Source organism: Variovorax paradoxus NBRC 15149 (genome assembly GCF_001591365.1).
In the GTDB taxonomy this organism is placed as follows: Bacteria; Pseudomonadota; Gammaproteobacteria; order Burkholderiales; family Burkholderiaceae_C; genus Variovorax; species Variovorax paradoxus.
This window is the reverse complement of sequence record NZ_BCUT01000002.1, coordinates 68,175-87,217: the sequence shown is the minus strand read 5'-3', so window position 1 is coordinate 87,217 and position 19,043 is coordinate 68,175. Positions and strand designations below refer to the sequence as shown.

The 19,043-nt window shown below is 67.5% G+C and carries 17 protein-coding genes and 1 pseudogene; 7 read left to right on the top strand and 11 right to left on the bottom strand.

Going from position 1 to position 19,043, the window contains the following annotated elements; all coding sequences use genetic code 11:
• Window positions 1-62: 62 nt before the first annotated feature.
• The 4 genes from VPA02S_RS15315 to VPA02S_RS15300 form a co-directional block, all read right to left on the bottom strand.
• On the bottom strand, window positions 63-1,754 hold the full coding sequence (locus VPA02S_RS15315) for a rhodanese-like domain-containing protein (protein WP_062365366.1): 1,692 nt from the start codon (window positions 1,752-1,754) through the stop codon (window positions 63-65).
• A 91-nt stretch (window positions 1,755-1,845) separates the two neighbouring features.
• Window positions 1,846-3,471, bottom strand: coding sequence for an ABC transporter substrate-binding protein (locus VPA02S_RS15310; protein ID WP_062364595.1), 1,626 nt, complete (start codon window positions 3,469-3,471; stop codon window positions 1,846-1,848).
• A complete protein-coding gene (locus VPA02S_RS15305; protein ID WP_018904242.1) occupies window positions 3,468-5,000 on the bottom strand; it encodes an amidase in 1,533 nt (510 codons plus the stop codon). Before VPA02S_RS15305 ends, VPA02S_RS15310 begins: the two co-directional genes overlap by 4 nt.
• A gap of 16 nt (window positions 5,001-5,016) precedes the next feature.
• A complete protein-coding gene (locus tag VPA02S_RS15300; RefSeq protein WP_062365365.1) occupies window positions 5,017-6,627 on the bottom strand; it encodes an ABC transporter substrate-binding protein in 1,611 nt (536 codons plus the stop codon).
• A gap of 213 nt (window positions 6,628-6,840) precedes the next feature.
• Here VPA02S_RS15300 and VPA02S_RS15295 point away from each other — a divergent pair, with 213 nt between their 5' ends.
• The 5 genes from VPA02S_RS15295 (at window position 6,841) to VPA02S_RS32395 (ending at window position 11,265) form a co-directional block, all read left to right on the top strand.
• Entirely contained in the window at window positions 6,841-8,079 is a 1,239-nt protein-coding gene (locus tag VPA02S_RS15295) for an acyl-CoA dehydrogenase family protein (RefSeq protein WP_018904240.1), read from the top strand.
• Window positions 8,080-8,156: 77 nt separating this feature from the next.
• Complete coding sequence (locus VPA02S_RS15290) at window positions 8,157-9,341, top strand: LLM class flavin-dependent oxidoreductase (RefSeq protein WP_018904239.1); 1,185 nt, start codon at window positions 8,157-8,159, stop codon at window positions 9,339-9,341.
• 53 nt (window positions 9,342-9,394) lie between these two features.
• Window positions 9,395-10,420 (top strand): aldo/keto reductase, encoded by a 1,026-nt coding sequence (locus tag VPA02S_RS15285; protein ID WP_062365364.1) that lies wholly within the window; start codon window positions 9,395-9,397, stop codon window positions 10,418-10,420.
• Between the two features lie 230 nt (window positions 10,421-10,650).
• The gene (locus VPA02S_RS15280; RefSeq protein WP_049809866.1) at window positions 10,651-11,085 is read left to right on the top strand and encodes a DoxX family protein; all 435 of its coding nucleotides are present in this window, start codon (window positions 10,651-10,653) and stop codon (window positions 11,083-11,085) included.
• A gap of 15 nt (window positions 11,086-11,100) precedes the next feature.
• Entirely contained in the window at window positions 11,101-11,265 is a 165-nt protein-coding gene (locus tag VPA02S_RS32395) for a hypothetical protein (RefSeq protein ID WP_498076496.1), read from the top strand.
• A 229-nt stretch (window positions 11,266-11,494) separates the two neighbouring features.
• Here VPA02S_RS32395 and VPA02S_RS15275 read toward each other — a convergent pair.
• Window positions 11,495-11,722: pseudogene (locus VPA02S_RS15275) on the bottom strand (amidohydrolase family protein); the annotation flags it as partial.
• A gap of 194 nt (window positions 11,723-11,916) precedes the next feature.
• Between VPA02S_RS15275 and VPA02S_RS15270 the strand changes: the two are divergent.
• Complete coding sequence (locus VPA02S_RS15270) at window positions 11,917-12,720, top strand: MetQ/NlpA family ABC transporter substrate-binding protein (protein ID WP_018904235.1); 804 nt, start codon at window positions 11,917-11,919, stop codon at window positions 12,718-12,720.
• Window positions 12,721-12,730: 10 nt separating this feature from the next.
• Window positions 12,731-14,332: an ABC transporter substrate-binding protein gene (locus VPA02S_RS15265; RefSeq protein ID WP_310649288.1), complete on the top strand. Its 1,602-nt coding sequence runs from the start codon at window positions 12,731-12,733 to the stop codon at window positions 14,330-14,332.
• Here the strand turns inward: VPA02S_RS15265 and VPA02S_RS15260 are convergent.
• From VPA02S_RS15260 to VPA02S_RS15235, 6 genes are read right to left on the bottom strand one after another with little or no spacing between them, the layout of a single operon-like run.
• Window positions 14,323-14,658, bottom strand: a complete 336-nt coding sequence (locus tag VPA02S_RS15260; protein ID WP_018904233.1) for a gamma-butyrobetaine hydroxylase-like domain-containing protein — start codon at window positions 14,656-14,658, stop codon at window positions 14,323-14,325. The genes VPA02S_RS15265 and VPA02S_RS15260 overlap by 10 nt on opposite strands.
• Window positions 14,648-15,646, bottom strand: coding sequence for a HEAT repeat domain-containing protein (locus tag VPA02S_RS15255; protein WP_018904232.1), 999 nt, complete (start codon window positions 15,644-15,646; stop codon window positions 14,648-14,650). Before VPA02S_RS15255 ends, VPA02S_RS15260 begins: the two co-directional genes overlap by 11 nt.
• A 7-nt stretch (window positions 15,647-15,653) precedes the next feature.
• A complete protein-coding gene (locus VPA02S_RS15250) occupies window positions 15,654-16,502 on the bottom strand; it encodes an ABC transporter ATP-binding protein (RefSeq protein WP_018904231.1) in 849 nt (282 codons plus the stop codon).
• A complete protein-coding gene (locus tag VPA02S_RS15245; RefSeq protein WP_062365363.1) occupies window positions 16,499-17,296 on the bottom strand; it encodes an ABC transporter permease in 798 nt (265 codons plus the stop codon). Before VPA02S_RS15245 ends, VPA02S_RS15250 begins: the two co-directional genes overlap by 4 nt.
• Window positions 17,297-17,322: 26 nt before the next feature.
• Entirely contained in the window at window positions 17,323-18,747 is a 1,425-nt protein-coding gene (locus VPA02S_RS15240; RefSeq protein ID WP_062364594.1) for an ABC transporter substrate-binding protein, read from the bottom strand.
• Window positions 18,748-18,781: 34 nt separating this feature from the next.
• Window positions 18,782-19,015 (bottom strand): 4Fe-4S dicluster domain-containing protein, encoded by a 234-nt coding sequence (locus VPA02S_RS15235; protein ID WP_018904228.1) that lies wholly within the window; start codon window positions 19,013-19,015, stop codon window positions 18,782-18,784.
• Window positions 19,016-19,043: the final 28 nt, after the last annotated feature.

The window sequence follows — 19,043 nt, the reverse complement described above, 5'->3', positions numbered from 1 at the left end:
TCGAAGGAAACCCAGCAGGCGGCGATCTTGCGAGGCCGTGCTTGCCGCTGCAACGAACGCCTTCAACTATCGATATGCGGTTTTTGGTGCGCACTTTCGTGCGCAGCGGCTGGCAGGCGGAAGCTGGCCAGTTCATCGGGTGCGCATTGGGCGATCAGGCCCAGCTCCCAGTCGAGGTAGCGGCGCGCCGCGTCGAGGTTGCCGTCATGGCGGTCATGGACGAACAGCAGGTAGTCGATGGCCTCGGCGTCCGGCGGCGACGCGGGCGTGGCCTGCTGGGCCCAGCCCGCGGACTCGACCGCCTCGGCGCGGGCCCATGAGAGCTGCTGCCATCCGGCCTCGCGCAGGTCTTGTGCGGCCAGGCGAGCGATGGTTTCGTCGGCTGCGATCAGCAGCACCGGGTGCTGCAGGTTGCCGCCGGTCGCGGCCAGGGCATCGGCGGCCACGCGGGGACGGATCGACCAGGTGGCGCCGCGCGCATGGCGTGCCCTGTAGGTTCGCGAAGGGCGCAGATCCACCACGGCGGGTGGGTCGGCGCCGTCTTCGCGCAACGTGGCCAGTTCGGCGGCGTCCAGTTCCGCCACCGCCGGCGGAAGCCTCGCCGGCGCGCGAACCGGAACGCGCAGCTCGCCGGCCAGGCCGTCCTCGACCAGCGCCGCATCGAAGCCGAGCCGGCGCAGCCACAGCGCCACCACCGGGGCGCGCACGCCGTCGTCGTCGAGCACCAGGACGCGCGCGTGGCGCACGCCGATCTGCAGGTCGGTGGCCTGGAGCAACTGGCCGCCCGGCGCGTGGCGTGTGCCCTGCAGGCCGCCGGCGGCAAATTCTTCCGCCGTGCGGACGTCGAACACGAAGGTGGTGCGGGTGCCGTCGTCGAGCCATGCCTGCGCCTCGGCGGCGCTGAGCACGGGCACGCCCGCGCGCTGTGCCGCCGCAGCGGCATCGTCGCGTGCGGCCCGGCGCTGCGCGGCATTGGGTGCCGGCGGGAGCGTCCGGGCGCTGCCGCGCTCGAGTTCGAGGCCCGCGAGTGCCCAGCCCTGTGTGCCGTTCTCCAGCGCAAGCACGGGGTTCGGCACGCCAAGGTCGCGCAGGATCTGCGCGCCGACGATGCTGCGCGTGCGCCCCGCGCAGTGCACCACGATCGGCGTGGCCGGGTCCGGCACCAGCGTGCGCCAGCGCAACGCCAGTTCGCCGTTGGGCACGGGAATGGCGCCGGGCAGCGTCATCCTGCGATGCTCTTCCAGCGTGCGGCCGTCGAGCAGCACCAGCGGTTCGCCCGCGCGCTGCCGGGCAGCCAGGGTGTGCGCGTCGATGTGCGGCACTTCGAAGGCATGTTCGGCGAGTTCGCCGAAGGTCTTGGACGGCAGGTTCACGCCCTTGAACAGCGTGTGGCCGGCGCGCGACCAGGCCGGTGCGCCGCCTGCGAGCACCGACACGTCGTCATAGCCGAGTGCGACAAGGCGTCCTGCGGCCTTGCGGGCCAGGGCCGAGTCCGTGTCGCCGCCGTCGAACAGCACCGTGCGGGTGGCGCGGCAGGGCACGAGGCGGGCAACCTCGGTTTCGAGGCGGCTGTAGGCGGCATGCACCGCGAAGAAGGGATGGCCTTCGCCGTACTGGCCGTGCTCGCGAACGTCGAGCAGGGCGAGTTCGCGGCCGTCCAGCAGCCATTGGTGCAGGGTGGCCGCGGAGATGGCGGGTGCGAATGCCGATGGGGCCGCGCGGGCGGGAATGGGGATTTCGGCAGTGAGGGACATGGGTGCGCTGAAGAAGAAAGAGGTCGGCGGCACCATAGCTCCGCGGCGGATGCGCCGCTACGAAGACTTCCGCATAAGCAAACGCGGTGGATCAGGTGCCGATCCACGCACCGGCCAGGTTGCCGGCAATGCCGTCCGCGCTCACCGTGTGGCCGCGCACGCGGCGGTCGGCGATGGTGTAGCTGTCGATGGCCAGCAGCGTGATGTCGGGCAGGTCGCGCACGATGTGGTGCTGGAACTCGGTAAGAGCCTGGCGCCTGCGGCCCTCGTCCACCTCGACGGCCGCGGCTTCGAGCAGCCGGTCCACTTCGGGATTGCTGTAGCCCGATCCGTTGGAGAACGGCAGGCCCTTCTTGAAGTTCTTCGACCAGTACAGGCGCTGGATGCCGACGGTCGGGTCGAAGGTGTTGCTCATCACGCTCACGTGCAGGTCGAACGCGCGGTCGGCATAGATGCGGCGCACGTAGGTCGCGAAGTCCTGCGAGTTGATGGTGACCTCGACGCCGATGCGGGCGAGGCTCTGCTTCAGGTACTCGGCCGTGCGCTGGCCGCCTTCATTGGGGATCGGCACCAGGGCCAGTTTCAGCCGCAGGCTGGCGCCGGCCCTGCCGCGCGCGAGGCCTGCCGCGTCGAGCAGCGCCTCGGCCTGCTTCAGGTCGTAGGGCAGCACCGGAAGGTCGGGCACGTAGAACTTCTTGAGCGCCGGATGCACCGGCCCCGGAATGAGCGTGCCCTGGCCGTACCACACGGTCTTGCGCACCACCTGGCGGTTGATGGCGTGTGCGATGGCCTGGCGCACGCGCAGGTCCTGCAGGGCCGGGTTCTCGAGGTTGAACTCCACGCGCGAGACGCTGTTGATGTATTGGTAGCCGTTCGGCTCGAACACCAGGTTTGGCCTGGCGCGCAGCCGCTCGACGTCGCCCAGCGGCACCGGCGTGCCGGGGCTCAGGTGCACTTCGCCCTTCTCGATGGCGGCCGCGCGCGCCGCCGCATCGGGGATGAAGCGCACGATGAGCCGGTCGACGTAAGGGCGCGGCGCATCCCAGTAGTTCGGGTTGCGCTCGTAGGTCACGTGGCTGCCGCGCACCCATTCCTTGAAGATGAACGGGCCGGTGCCGATGGGGGCGTTGTTCGCCGGGTTGGCATCGGCCCTGCCGCTTTCGTACAGGTGCCGGGGCACGATCGGCGATTCGGAGGCCGAGAGCGCGGTGATCAGGTAGGGCACCGGCTTGGTCAGCACCAGCACGGCGGTGAATTCGTCCGGCGTGCGCACCTCGGCCACGCTGGAAAAAGTGGCGCGGCCGCGCGGGTGATATTGCTTGAGCAGCCCGATGGAATGCGCAACATCGGCCGAGGTGAAAGGCCGGCCATCGTGCCACTTCACGCCGCGGCGCAGCGTGAAGGTGTACTGCAGGCCGTCGTTGCTCACGGCCCAGGCGGTGGCCAGCTGCGGCTGTGGCGCCAAGTCGAAGTCATAGCTCAGCAGGCCTTCGGTGACCTTGGCCGAGACCAGCACCGACGAGCCCGCCGAATGCGCAATGGTGGTGAGCGTGGGCGGCTCGGGGTCGATCAGCACGGTGAGCGTGCCGCCGCGCACGGGGGCGGCCGCGGCCGCGGCGGCGGGCTGGCCCTGTGCCCACGCAGGTGCAAGGCCTGCGAGGCCGAGGCTCGCGCCGCCCTGCAGGAAGGCGCGGCGATCGATGGTGCTCCGGGTCATGGCCGCGATGCCCCGGTGGCCGGGCCTGCGCTGAATCCGGGCGGTGCGATGAAGCCCCCATAGACCTCTTCGAGCAGTTGCGCAAAGGCGATGGTCGTGCGGTCTTCGAGGTACGGGCCCACGGCTTGCGCGCTCACCGGCAGCCCGTTGTCGTCGAGCCCGACCGGAAAGCTCGTCGCCGGCAGGCCCGGCAGCACCGGCAGGCCCGCCCAATGGAAAAGATCGAAAAACGGCACCTCCCGCGTGCCATCCTCGAACTCGACGGGATAGGTGCGCGCATCCTTCGGCTCGCTGTGGTCGTGGCGGAAGGCCGGCAGCGGCGCGACCGGCGTCACCACCACGTCGAAGGTCTCGAAGAGGCGCTCCCATCGGTGGCGCAGCGCGACGCGCCGCTCGTTGTCCTGGAGCCAGTCGCTGTGGCGCAGCGTGGGCGCGCGCAGCCATGCGGCATCGGCGCTGTCGTCGTCGGCCGCCAGCGCTTCGAGCCGTTTCTGCGCCGCCTTGCTCAGCGCGGGCGGCGAGGCGAGCGACGAGCCGAGCAGGCTGCGGTAGACGCGGTGCGACGCCGTGAGATCGGGCAGCAGGCCGGACGGCAGTTCCGAAGGCCGGCTCACCTTCGCGCCCTGCGTGCGCAGCCGCTCCACCACGCGCTCGACCACCAGCGCCTCGTGCAGGCTGCGGGCGCTGCCGGGCCATTCGTCGATCACCAGCACGCGAAAGTCCTTGAGCTGCACGTGCCGCGCCGGCGGCAGCGTGGCCTTCCAGGCCTTGGCGGCCAGCGGCTCGAGGTTGACGAGCAGGTCCAGCGCGAGCTCGAGGTCGGACGCGGTGCGCGCCAGCGGACCCGCCACGCTCAGGTCGCGGTCGGCCAGCCGCCCCGAGGGCACGCCGGTGCCTCGCATGGCCACCAGCCCCGCCGTGGGCTTGTGGCCGTACACGCCGTTGAAGTGCGCAGGAATGCGGATGGAGCCGCCGATGTCGGTGCCCAGTTCGAGCGCCACATAGCCTGCCGCGAGTGCCGCGGCCGAGCCGCCCGAGGAGCCGCCCGGCGTGCGCGTGGCATCCCATGGGTTGTTGCTCACGCCGTAGATGGCGTTGTAGCTCTGCAGGTCGGCCAGCGCGAGCGGCACGTTGCTCTTGCCGACGATCACCGCGCCGGCCGCGCGCAGCGCGGCGACGGCCAGCGAGTCCTGTTCGGCCACGTTGTTCGCATGGTCGGGGTTGCCGCTCGTCGTGACGAAACCGGCGACGTCGAATGATTCCTTCACCGTGATCGGCACGCCGAGCAGCGGCCCGCGTTCGCCGCGCGCCAGGGCCGCGTCGGCTTCGCGGGCGGCCGCACGGGCGCCTTCGTCGTTGCGCACCACCACGGCGTTGAGGTCGTTGTCGAATTGGCTGATTCGCGCCAGCGCATGTTCCAGCAGGTCGACGGCCGAAACGCGGCCCGCGGCCAGCGCCTCGGCCTGCGTGCGGGCGCTCGCGAAGGTCAGCGAATCCAGAAGGGAGGAATGGAGGTCCTGGGTGGTCATGGTTGCTCTCGTGTGGTCACTTCCTGGGGTCGATCCATGCGTCGGACAGGTCGCCGGACATCAGGTCGATGCTGTTGTGGAAGTCGTGCAGGCGCGCGCTGTGCACCACGATCGAGGGCACGGTGACGATGGGCAGCACCGGCAACTCGCGCCCGACGATCTGCTGGATCTGTTTGAACTGCGCGGCGCGCCTGCCCTCGTCGACCTCCACGGCCGCCTGCCGAAACAGTTCGTCCACCTGCGGGTTGTCGTAGTGGGCCGCGTTGACCCAGATCAGCGGATTGCGCACGCCGTCGCCCCAGTAGATGCGCTGCACGCCCACCGTCGGGTCGAACAGGCGGCCGAGGCCGTTGATGTTGAGGTCGAAATCGCGCGTGCTGTAGACGCGCTTGAGGAAGGTGGGCAGGTCGCCGTCGACGATCTCTACCTTGATGCCTACCCGCGCGAGCGCGGAGCGCAGGTAGTCGGCCGTGCGCTTGAACTCCGCGCCGGGGATGTAGCTCAGCCGCAGCGAGAAGCGTTGGCCGCCGGCCCTCTTCGGCTGGCCCGCCTCGTCCAGCAGCTTGTTGGCTGCAGCCACGTCGAAGGTGTCGCGGAAGGTGCTGTCCTCGTAGTAGTCGGACAGCACGCGCGGGATCGGCGAGTTCACCACCTCCGCGCGCCTGTAGTAGATGGTGTTTCGGATGAAGTTGCGGTCGATGGCTTGCGCAATGGCATGGCGCACCTTCGCGTTCGCGAGGACCGGGTTTTCCACGTTGAACTCGAGGAAAGACGCGTTGTTGAGGAAGCCGTCGTAGCCGTCGTCCACCTTGAGCTTCGGGTTCGCCGACAGGCGTTCGAGGTCGGCCAGGCTCACGCCTTGCGCGACATCCACCTCGCCGGTCTCGACGGCGGTGGAGATCGCGGCCGGGTCGCGCACGAACTTCACGATCACGCGGTCGATGCGCGGATGGCCCTGGCGCCAGTAGCCGGGGTTCTTGCGCAGCACCAGGTGGCTGCCGCGCACCCATTGCTCGAAGACGAAGGGGCCGGTGCCCACCGGCGCGGCATTGTTCGCGCTGCCCAGCGGGTCGCCGTCGGCGTAGCGGTGCGCGGGCACGATCGGCAGCTCCGCCGACGACAGCGCCTTGATCAGGAACGGCGCCGGCTTGGCCAGCACGATCACGGCGGTGAGCGGATCGGGCGCGTCGACGCGCTCCACGTTCGCCAGCGTGATGCGCCCGCGCGGGCCTTGCTTCTTCTGGGTCAGCACCGAGTAGCGCACGTCCTCGGCGGTGAAATCGCGGCCGTCGTGGAACTTCACGCCCGCGCGCAGCTTGAAGGTGTACTTCAGGCCGTCGGCGCTCACCTGCCACGAGGTCGCCAGCAGCGGCTGGGGGTTGAACTTCGCGTCGTAGCGAAGCAGGCCCTCGGTGACCTTGGCGCTGATGTTGCGGTTGTCGGTCTTCGTGTCGAGGAAGGACACGAGCGAGGTGGGCTCCTGCGACACCGCATAGGTCAGCGTGCCGCCGTCCACCGGCACGGGCGCCTTGGCCTGCGCGAGCGCCGTGAAGGACAGCGAGGCCAGCGCCAGCTGAAGCAGCCGTTGGTCTGACCAGAGTTTCCGGAGGAGGGAAGAGAGAGCCATGGAGGAGGTCACCGTGTCCAAGATGGGTGCAAAAGGGCAGACGATGGTCCCGGAAAACGGCGCCGACACTTAGCATTTTTTCGATCTTGGAAATGCGCTGCCTGCCTGCGGGCAGTTGCGTTGCGCCACGCACGAAAACCGAGTTTTCTTATGCGAGAACCGATGAGGAAGGGCGCCTATATTCGCGGCTCTCCATCGCTTCCGGGAAACGCAATGAATGCCATCGATCGCGCCCTGTCGGGCGTGCCACTCCAGACGCTGATCGATCGATTGCCGGCCTTGTGCGCGGCCATCGCCGAAGGCGCCTCGCAGCGCGAACGCGAAGGTACGCTGCCTTTCGAGGCGTTCGCGCTGTTCCGCGCATCGGGCTTGGGCGCACTGCGCATTCCGGTCGAGCGCGGCGGCCCTGGCGGTTCGATCGAAGACCTCGTGCAGGTTGTCGCCACGCTTGCGGCGGCCGACTCCAACGTGGCGCACGCCTTGCGCACGCACTACAACGCCGTCGAGCTGTGGACCACGGCCCCGCCTCATCCGGATGCCGACCGGCAGCTCGCCCGCGTGCGCGAAGGCGCGCTGTTCGGCGGCGCCTTCACCGAGCTTGGCACGCCGCGTTCGGGCACGGTGACCACCACGCTCGAACGGCAGGGCGACCGTCGGGTGCTCAACGGCAGCAAGTACTACGCGACCGGCACCGCGTTCTCCGATTTCGCGAGCATCGCGGTGCGCGACGAGGAAGGCCGCGATGCAACGGTGATCGTGCCCACCGACCGCGCTGGCCTGCATGTGAAGGACGACTGGGACGGCATGGGCCAGCGCCTCACGGCCAGCGGCAGCCTGGAATTCGACGGACTGGAGGTGCAGCCCGACGAGATCGTTTTCACATCGCCGCGCAGCCTGCAGCGGCGTCATGCGGCGGCGCTGCGCCAGCTCTACCTGGTGGCGGTGGCCGCGGGCATCGTGCGCAATGTGTTCAGCGATGCCGTGCACTACGTGCGCCACCACGCACGGCCCGCGGCGCACAGCCCCGCATCGTCGGCGGTGGAGGACCACTTCACGCAATGGGTGGTGGGCGACCTGGCGACCGGCACCCACGCGGTGGACGCGCTCATCGCCCACAACGCGCGGCAGCTCGACCGCTCGGCCGCGGCCTTGAGGCGCGGCTCAGCGAACGGCGAGGTGGAGGAAGAGGGCTTGCAGCAGTTGGTGCTAGCCGGCGCACTCGCCACCGCGAAGACGCAGCTGGCCGTCAGCAAGATCGCGCTGCAGGCGGCCGAGCGCCTGTTCGAAGCGGGCGGCGCATCCGCCACTTCGCGGAAGCACAACTTCGACCGCCACTGGCGCAACCTGCGCACCATCTTCAACCACAACCCGCTGCTGCAGAAGGCGCGGGTGATCGGCGACTACCACCTCAACGGCACGACGAAGCATCTGGAGGAAGGCAAGGTTTTCTGAGTTTCGATATGCGAATTCCGGCCGTGCCAATTGCGCAGCTGCTGGTCAGAATTCGGGCTCTGGAAGGTAATCCAACAATGTCCCTGACCCACCAGCCCGGCGCCATCGCCGGTTTGGAGCGCTTCGCCGCACCGACCGAGTTCAGCGAGAGCCCGCTCTCCCAGGCCTTCAGGCAGCCCGTTCTGCTCGGGCTGTTCCTGCCGATCCAGGCGGGCGGCTGGAGCGCCTCGACCTTGCCGCGCAGCACCGACTGGCGCTTCGACTACAACAGGGATCTCGTGCTGCACGCCGAGCACCTCGCATTCGACCTCGTGTTCGCGCTCTCGCAGTGGCTGCCCAAGGGCGGCTACGGCGGCGTCTTCGACGGCAACGCGCTCGACTCGTTCATGACCACGGCCGCGCTCACCGCAGTCACCAGCCGGATCATGCTGATCTCGACCATCCACGTGCTCTACGGTCCGCTGCATCCGCTGCACCTGGCCAAGTACGCTGCCACGCTGGACCACATCTCGGGCGGGCGCTGGGGCATCAACGTGGTCACGGGCCATCGCGCGGTAGAGCACGAGATGTTCGGCTCGCAGCGCATCGAACACGACCGGCGCTACGAACTCGCAGCGGAGTTCCTGGAAGTGGTGCAGCGCCTGTGGGCCGATACCGAAAACTGGTCGTTCAAGGGCGAGTCGCCCTGGAAGCTCGACGGCGCGTTCGTTTCGCCGAAGCCGCGCTTCGGCCGTCCGGTGCTGGTGAACGCCACCGGCTCCGATGCGGGTATCGAGTTCGCGGCACGCTACTCCGACATCGTCTTCATCACCAGCCCGAGCGGCTCCAGCTTCGCAAGCGCCATCGAGGCGCTGCCCGCACACGCCGCGCGCGTGAAGCAGGCGGCCCGGCGCGTGGGGCGCGAGGTGCGCACGCTGCTCAACCCGATGGTCATCAGCCGAGAAACCGAACGCGAAACCTGGGACTACCACGACGCCATCGTCGACCACCTCGATGCCGACCCCCACGCCAGCTACAACCGCTTCGACAGCGACGCGCATGCCTGGCGCGGCCGCGTCGGCCACGACGCACCCAAGCGCCGCGCCATTGGCGGAAACATCGAGGTCATCGGCACGCCCGAGCAGGTGGTCGAGCAGTTCGTGCAGCTCAAGCGCGCGGGCATCGATGGCCTGCAACTGAGCTTCTTCGACTTCAAGCCCGACCTCAAATTCTTCGGCGACCGGATCCTGCCGCTGATGAAGCAGGCCGGGCTTCGTCTCTGACGCCTTTTCTTTCGCCAGACAGATACACAGGGAGCCTCTTTTCAATGAGCAGCATCGACTACCGTCCCCTCGGCCGCAGCGGCATCCTCGTGTCGCCGATCGCCCTCGGCACCATGATGTTCGGCGGCCAGGCCGACCGCGCCACCGCGCAGCGCATTGCCGAGCGCGCCTTCGAGCAGGGCATCAACTTCATCGACACCGCCAATGCCTACAACAAGGGCGAGTCCGAGAAGGTCGTGGGAGAGCTCGTGGCACCCAACCGCAACCGCTGGGTGCTCGCGACCAAGTTCGCCAACCCCGATCCGGACATCGCCGGTCCCAACAACAGGAGCACGGGGCGGCACGGCATCGTGCAATCGGTGGAGGCGAGCCTGAAGCGCCTGGGCACCGATCACATCGACCTCCTGTACCTGCACCGCGAGGACCGGGCCACGCCCGTGGCCGAGACCGTGCGCGCACTGGGCGACCTGATCCGCGCGGGCAAGCTGCGCAGCTACGGCCTGTCGAACCATCCTGCCTGGAAGATCGCGGAATTCGCCCGCACGGCCGATGCATTGAACGTGGACCGCCCCGCGGCCACGCAGCCGCTCTACAACCTGGCGAACCGGCAGATCGAGGCCGAGCACCTGCCCGCGGCCGAGTACTACGGCGTGGGCGTGGTGTCTTACAGCCCGCTCGCTCGCGGCGTGCTCACCGCCAAGTACCAACCCGGCAAGGCACCGCCTGCGGGCACGCGCGCGGGCCGCGACGACAAGCGCATCCTGCAGACCGAATGGCGTGCCGAATCGCTGGAGATCGCGCAGCGCGTGAAGGAGCACGTCGAGGGACGCGGCATCACGCCGGGCCAGTTCGCGCTGGCCTGGGTGCTGAACAACCGCCTCGTCACCTCGGCCATCGCCGGCCCGCGCACGCTGGAGCAGTGGGAAGACTACCTGCCCGCGCTGCAATACCGCTTCACCGATGAAGACGAAGCCCTGGTCGATGCGCTCGTGACCACCGGACATTCGTCGCTGCCGGGCTTCAACGATCCGAGCCATCCGTTCTTCGGGCGGTTGCCGCGGCATCACTCGGCGGCATGAATGCCGTGCCTGCGGGGCAATATCTGAAAGGAAAAGCCGTCCTGCGTAGCCAGCTCGGCGGGCGGAACACACTGCCGAAGTAGCTCGCGAGGCGATGGAACTGCGCATCGTCGTCGCATGCGCCCATTGCGCATGTGCTTATGCACAAATCTCGCTTGGATCTCGGTTGGCCGGCGCCACAGAATCCCGGTGCGTCTCTCCTTGTTCAATCTTTCCATAGGCCTCTTGTCATGACCATTGCCAATACAGACCGTCTGGTTCCGCCCGCTCTCTCGGTGCTGCGCATCGTCTCGGCCTATCTGCTGATCCAGCACGGCTCGGCGAAGCTGTTCGGTGTTCCGCACGTGGCGTTCTTCGACAACCTTCAACTGGTCTCGCTGCTCGGCGCGGCAGGCGTGCTGGAGTTCTTCGGCGGCATCCTGCTGCTGATCGGGTGGTTCACGCGGCCGGTGGCGTTCGTGCTGTCGGGTCTGCTGGCGTTCGCGTATTTCATCGGCCATGCGCCCAAGGGGTTCGTGCTTGCTCCTTCGCTCAACCAGGGAGAGGCGGCAGTGCTGTTCTCGTTCGTCTTCCTGTTCATCGCGGCAGCCGGTGCCGGCCCGTGGAGCATCGATGCCTGGCGGCACCGTGTACCCACGACAGGCGGCGGCGCTGCCGCGGCATAAGCTCAGGTCGAATCGATCGCCTCGGGCCCGCAACGGGTGCGCGACATCGCGGGCGAGCAGGCCGACGCGTTACTTGCTGGACGTGTCGCCATCATTGATGTGTGGCGTCCCGCTGCCCAACCCGCGCGCGACTGGCCGCTGGCCCTGGGCGATGCAAGCACCACCGACCTGACGACCTGATCGCCTCCGGCCTGATCTTCCCCATCGCGCGGGAAAGACCTACGGCGTGGCCTTCAACCCGGCGCGGCGCTGGCTCTACATTCCCGATCTGCAGCCCCGACGAAGCGCCGCTGATCAAGTGCTGGGATTCCGATGCGTCGGTGGCCCGATTTGCGCCGCACACCGGCTTCGAGGAAAGACGATGAAGTCGTCTTGACCGCCATGGAACCGACCACACGCTGCGCTACGAGCGCTCCTCGGCCGTCTGTTTGTACCAGTTCTTGCCGCCGCCATGGCGCGTAGCGAAACGGCTGCCCAGTGCGTTGACCAGCTTGCTGCGGCCGTACTGCGCCACGTAGTCCTCGAGCACGGGAGCGCAGTCGTTGACGTGAACATCTGTGTCGATCACGAGATGGTTGAGGCCGGCCTTCATGGCGGCGGAGCGCGATGCGTGCACGCGGTTCAAACGATTGCTCATCTGCGGGTTCCTTGGAGGGAAAAGGAACCGCAGGCTACGCGCGGCCCCTTCGCCCCAGCGCATGCAAAAAACAGATATGCAAGCGCCTATCCGTTGTTTGGGCCCGGGAATGTCGCGGCTAACCTGCGACACCCAAGCTTTCCCATCCTGAGGAAAGCATTCCGAAAAAATCACTTCTTGAGGGAGTCCCGAACATGTTGCTTTCATTCCGACGCGCCCATTTCATCGTGGCACTCGCCATCACCAGCCTCGGCGCCGCCGCGCAGGCGCAAGAGGCGCTGCGTGTGGCTGCGTCGCCCGTGCCGCACGCGGAGATCCTGGAGTTCGTCCGGCCGCAGCTGAAGGCGCAGGGTGTCGACCTGCAGGTGAAGGTGTTCAACGACTATGTGCAGCCGAACCTTGCCGTGAGCGACAAGCAGCTGGATGCCAACTTCTTCCAGAACCGCCCCTACCTCGAATCGTTCACCAAGGACCGGAAGTCGGACATCGTCGAGGTTCCGAACAGCGACGTGCACATCGAGCCCTTCGGTGCCTACTCGCAGAAGATCCGCAAGACCTCCGAGCTGCGCGAGGGCGCGGTCGTGGCGATCCCGAGCGACCCCTCCAACTCGGGCCGCGCGCTGGCGCTGCTGGCGAAGCAGGGACTGATCAAGCTGAAAGATCCGTCCAACATCAAGTCGACGGCGCGTGACATCGTTGCCAATCCGAAGAAGCTGGTGATCCGCGAACTCGAATCGGCCCAGCTGCCGCGCGCGCTGCCAGATGTCGATCTCGCGCTGATCAACACCAACTATGCGCTCGAGGCCAAGCTCGATCCGGCCAAGGATGCGCTCTTCATCGAGGACGGCCGCAAGTCGCCCTATGCCAATTTCATTGCGTCGCGCAGCGACAACGTGAGTTCGCCGGCCATCGCCAAGCTGGTGGCTGCGCTCCATACGGCCGAGGTCCGCAAGTTCATCCAGGACAAGTACAAGGGCGCCGTGATTCCGGCCTTCTGAGCGAAAAGACATGAAACGTTGGACCTACACGCGGGCCATGCCGCACTTTTTCGCGGCATGGGCCGTGGCTGCCGCTTTTGCCTTTGCCACATTGCCGGCGACTTCCCAGCCGCGCCCAGGTGGCACATTGACCTGGCTGATCAACCCCGTTCCTTCCTCGATCGTGCCGCTCACGACCACGGCCGGCGGAAACGCCGAGATCGGTCCGAAGATCGTCGAAGGCCTGCTGACCTATGACTACGACCTCAAGCCCAAGCCGCTGCTCGCCACCGCGTGGTCGCTGAGCAGGGACGGCCTGCAGTACACGTTCGAGCTGCGCAAAGGCGTGAAATGGCATGACGGTCGGGACTTCACCTCGGCAGACGTGGCCTTCTCGATCCTCACGCTCAAGCAGGTGCATCCGCGCGGGCGCGGCACCTTTGCCAATGTGGTGGACGTGAAGACGCCCGATGCGCACACCGCGATCATCGTGCTGAGCAAGCCGTCGCCGTTCCTGCTCACGGCGCTGGCCTCGACCGAGTCACCGATCGTGCCGAAGCACCTTTACGAAGGCACCGATATCGCGTCGAGCAAGTACAACAGCGCGCCGGTGGGCACCGGCCCCTTCGTGTTCAAGGAGTGGGTGCAGGGCAGCCACATCATCCTCGAGCGCAACCCGAACTACTGGGACAAGCCCAAGCCGTACCTCGACCGGGTGGTGGTGCGTTTTGTGCTCGATGCCGCGTCGCGTGCGGCGGCGCTGGAGTCGGGCACGGCCGACCTGGCGAACGGAACGGGCGGCATCCCGCTGTCGGACGTCGAGCGGTTCAAGAAGCTGGCGGGCATCGAGATCGACACGCGCATCTCGCCCTACCTCGGCAGCCATCAGCAGATCTACTTCAACCTGGACACGCCTGCGCTGCAAAAGCGCGAAGTGCGAAAGGCGATTGCTCAGGCCATCGATGTCAATGCGTTTGCCAAGACGGTGTGGTACGGCTACGGAACGCCCTCGGCATCGCCGATAGGGAAGGGCATCTCGCGCTATCACGACGCGAGCATCCAGCCGTATCCGTTCAACCCGAAGGAAGCCGAAGCGGCACTGGAGGCGGCCGGATTCAAGCGCGGCGCCGGCGGTACGCGCCTGAAGCTGCGGGTGCTCTACAACCCCTTCCAGGAGCGGCGCGCCGCGGACTTCGTGCGCCAGTCGCTGGGACGCATCGGCATCGATGCCGCGGTCGAGAGCTACGACTTTGCAACCTACGTCAATAAGACCTATACCGAACGGGCCTTCGACATCACGCTGGAAAGCCTCACGAACCTGTTCGATCCCACGGTGGGCGTGCAGCGCGTGTTCTGGTCGAAGAACTTCAAGGTCGGGCTGCCGTTCTCCAATGCGCCGCACTACGTGAATCCGGAGGTCGACCGCCTGCTGGAAGCCGCGGCAGTCGAGACCGACGAAGCCAAGCGCCGGCAGCTGTTCACCGAGTTCCAGCAGATCGTGCATCGCGACATTCCCTCCATCGAGTTGGGGGCCAATCCTGCGATCACCGTACTGGCGAAGAAGGTGCGCAACTATGCCCCTACCGGGGAGCACATCCGGGGAAGCTTCGCGGACCTGTACCTTCAGCCGTGATCGGCGGCCGTCAGCGCCTGGGCGAGGTTTTTTTCCAACAGCTCTCTCAGGAAGCGCCAGGGGAAGATGCCCCGGTCGTGGCCGTCGCCGAACACGAACTGCACGCCGTACGCGCCCACCGGCCGAATGTCCGTAAGCCGCAGGTCTGCAGCTGACGGCAACAATCTCGCTTGACCATCGTGCTGGGCCGCGCGCTGGGCCTTGCAATCGGCGCAAGGGCAACTCGATCTCAGCAACTGGTATGGCGCCAGATGCTGTGTGCCATCCGCCCAACGGAACTCCAGCGCAGCGCGCGCGCGATGGTCGACGATGGATTCAGGTGCCATGTTCCGTCGCACCGATCTGCGCGATTGCCAGCCGGGCTGATTTGCGCACTTCCGGGTCCGCGTCGGCGGCGGCGATTTCGAGCGCGGGCAGCGCGGCCGCATTGCCGATCTCGCCCAGTGCAAGCGCCGCTTCCTTGCGCAGGTTGCTGATGCTGTGGCCCAGCGTCACGAGCAGCGCCGCGACGCTTCCGGTGCTGCGCAGCCGGCCCAGGCTGCGGGCCGCGCGCAGGCGTACCTGCCAATAGGCGTCGTCCAGGGCCACCAGCAGCGCTTCGGATGCGGCCGGCTGCTGCAGCTTGCCGAGCGATGTCGCGGCTTCTTCCCGCACCTGCCAGCTCGCGTCGCGCAGCGCGGTTTCCAGTGCGGCGCGCGCGTCGGCGTTGCCGATGGCAAACGCCAGCGCGCCCACCGCGGCCCGGCGCACTTCATCGACGGGGTCGGACATGGCGATGCCGGTCAGTGCAGGGAGGGCTGGGGCGTGCTTCAGGTACCCGAGCACGCCAATGGCTTCCCGGCGCAGCGCGATGGCCTCGACGCTGTCCTGCGCAGACCGCGGCTCCTGCAGGACCGCCAGGGCAGGGCCAGCGCTGGCCGGTACCCGCAGCTCGCGCAGCGCGCGCAGCACGGCGGCGCGCACCCGCGTTGCTGCAGCGCTTGCATACGGCAGCAGCCAGGCGGCTGACGCAGGCTCCTTCAGTTCGGCAAGGCTGTGGGCGGCGGCCTCGCGCACCTGGGCATCGGCGTCATCGAGCACTTGCGCAAGCCCTTCGACAGCCGCCTGGTTCTCCATGGTTTCGAGCGCCAGCGCCGCAGCGGCGCGCACGGCGGGCGCATCGTCGCGCAGCGCGGCGACCAAGAGCGGCGTGTGCGCCTCGTCGGCCAGGTCGCCAAGGTCCATCACGGCGATGCGGCGTACTTCGGCGTCGGGTGAGTCCAGCCGCGTGGCAATGGCCTGCAGTTCGGGATCGTCGAGGAGGGCGGGGTTCATTTTTCTTTCAGATGGCAAAGCGCAGCTGCGCCGCGGCGGGCGCGCCGAGCGGCGTGAGGCGATCCAGCGGTGCGCCTGCGCCCGCATGCGGATGCAGCAGTTGCAGGCAGCGGCGCTTGAGCGCGGTGAATTCGGACGACGTGACCAGCGAGGGATCGCGTGGCCGCTCGAAACCAAGCTCGAACTCGGCCACGATCCGGCCCGGCCGCGGACCCATCACGAGCACCCGGTCGCCCAGGAACAGCGCCTCGTCGATGTCGTGGGTGATGAAGACGATGGTGGTGCGCACGCGCGCCCAGGCGTCGAGCAGCTGGCGCTGCATCATGAGGCGGGTCTGGGCGTCGAGCGCACCGAAGGGTTCGTCCATCAGCATCACGCGTGGATGGTTGATGAGCACCCGCGCAATTTCCGCGCGCTGCTGCATGCCACCCGAGAGCTGCGACGGATAGAAACCGGCAAAGTCGTCCAGGCCGACGAGGCGCAGCATTTCACGCGCACGCGCGTGCCGTTCGCGGCGGCCCACGCCCTGCATCTTCAGTCCGAAAGCAACGTTGTCGAGCACCTTCTTCCACGGAAAGAGCGTGTGGTGCTGGAAGACCAGGCCTCGGTCCGGATGCGGCCCGCGCACAGGCTCGCCGTCCACGCTGATGGTGCCGCCTGCCGGTGCAAGATGGCCGGCAAGCGCACCCAGCAGCGTCGACTTGCCGCAGCCCGAAGGGCCGAGCAGGCAGACGAACTCGCCGGGCTTCACATGCAGGGTGATGTCCTGCACCGCATCGAAGGCCTGGGCACCATGGCCAAGGCGCACGCGCACGCCGTCGAGGGCGATCCGCCCAGTCTGCACGTCGGCCTTCATTTTCTTTTCTCCTGCACGGCGCGCCACGGCATCAGCGCCTGCCCGGCCCGCCGAACGAGCGCGCTGCTGCCCATGCCGAGCACGCCGATGAAGAGCATGCCCACGACGATGTCGGCGTAGTTCTGGATCGTGTACGACATCCAGGTGTAGTAGCCGATGCCGAACTGGCCCGAGATCATCTCGGCCGTGACGAGGCAGAACCATGCAGTGCCCATGCCGATGGCCAGCCCTGTGACCACGCTCGGCAGCGCGCCGGGCAGGATCACCTCGCGGAACACCGCGAGACGGCCCGCGCCCAGGCTGCGCGCCGAAGCGACGAGGCGTGCATCGACAGCCTCGACGCCGTGCACGGTGTTGAGCAGCACCGGAAACAGCGCACCGACGAAGGTGATGAACACCATCGACGCCTCCGAGGACGGAAACATCAGGATGGCCAGCGGTATCCACGCCACCGCCGGGATCGGGCGCAGCACTTCGAGCGGCGGCAGCAGCGTGTCTTCGGCCCAGCGGGCGCGGCCGATCGCAAGGCCGAGCGCCACGCCGGCAATGGCCGCCAGCCCGAAGCCGATGAACACGCGGCGCAGGCTCGCCCCCAGGTGCTGCAGCACCAGCGGCGATTGCAGGAGCGACCAGGCCGACTCAGCCACTTCACCCGGCGGAGGCACATTCTGGAAAGTGACGACGCCCAGGTTGATGCGTTCGCGCGTGGCGAGGTGCCACGCAACCACGCACAGCACCAGTGCCGCAATGCGCCAGGCCGTGCGTCGCAGGTTGCCGTTGAAGAAGCTGCCCATCGTGATGCTCGCGAACAAGAACGGCCTTAGCCGGCCAGCGCGGCACGCACGCCCGCAAAGTCGGCCACCTTGCCGCCGTGCTTTGCGGCCCAGCCTTCGGCCTGGTCCTTGAGCAGGAAGGCATCGACCTCGCCCTTGGCGCCGAGCACGAACCACGCGTCGGCCGCCAGCAGCTTGTTGCCGCTGTCGCGGTCCTGCGCATAGACCACGCGCGCCTTCTTGCCCGACTTCTCGAGCTTCTGCAGGTCGCCGAAGGCGTTCTCGGGCGAGGCGTAGTGCCGCACGAGCGGCTCGCCGGCCACCCAGACCTGGGCCACGCGGCTCACATCGGTGATCGGCTTGCCCGTGGCGGCGTCCTTGGCCACCAGCGGGGAACGGGCATAGTTTTTCAGCTGCCTGTCGTAGTCCAGGCCGGCCTCCTTGAAGGCGGCGCGAATGAAGCCGTCCTGCACGAAGGCATTGGCATCGATGTCGTTGTCGGTGCGTTTCAGCAGGCGCAGCGTGTCGAGCGATGTCTTCACGGCCTGGCGGTACTCGGGCTTCCAGCTCAGGTCGCGGGTCTGCAGGCCGAGCGGGCCATGGAACAGGTAGTTGACCTCCGCCTCGATGCCGGTGACCTTGGCGATCAGCTCGCTGTACTTTTCAGGCTCCGCAGCCACCAGGCGGTCGGCCTCCAGCGCGGCGCGCAGATAGGCGGCCACGACTTCGGGGTATTTCTTCGCATAGTCTTCGTCGACCAGGCTGCCATGGAAGGTGGGGACGTTGGCCTGCGAGCCGTCGTAGATCTTGCGCGCGAAGCCGCGGTAGGGAAACAGTTCGGCAAAGGGCACGAAGTCCGCGTGCGCCTCGACCTTGCCCGCCTGCAGCGCGGGGCCGGCCACCTCGGGCGCCTGCGTGGTGATGTTCACGTCTTTCAGCGGGTCCCAGCCCTGCGCCTGGATGGCGCGCAGCAGCATGCCGTGCGAGGTCGAAGCAAAGGGCACGGAGATGGTCCTGCCCTTGAGCTCGGCGAGCGACTGCACCTTCGAATCCTTCGGCACGACGATGCCGTTGCCGCTGCCGGTGGTGCTGCCGGAAAGCACGGTGATGAAGATGCTCTTGCGCCCCGCCTTCTGGAAGGCCGCGCCGTTGAAGCTGCCGGGAAAGTCGGCCATCGATCCGAGGTCGAGCTTGCCCGCGACCATTTCGTTCGTCAGCGGCGCGCCGGAGGTGAAGTTCTTCCATTCGATCTGGTATTGCGCGTCCTTGTACTTGCCGGTGCGCGGCAGGTATTTTTCAAGCAGCTTCAACTCGCGGATCAGCAGGCCGCCTGTGGCGCAGTTGATGGTGGTGTCTTGCGTGCCGATGGCGACGCGAATGGTTTCAGCCTGGGCAGCGGGCAATGCCAGCAACAGGCCGAAGGTAGCGCCCCACAAAGACAGGGTGCGACTCAGGATTCTCTGGGTCTTCATCGTGATGCTCCGGTTTGAATGCAGTGGCTGCGGCTCAGCGCAGCAGATAAGGAATGTCGACGGTGACCGCGCCGGTGGGGCAGTCTTTCTCGCAAGGCATGCAGTACCAGCATTCGTCGAACTTCATGTAGGCCTTGCCCTTGCTGAGGTCGATGGCGAGCACGTCGAGAGGGCAGACGTCCACGCAGACGGTGCAGCCCTTGTGGGCAATGCACTTGTCCTCGTCCACGCGCACGGGCACGCTGGTGGGGTTGAAGGCGAGGGGCATGTGGGACTCTCTTCTTGTCGGGATTGGG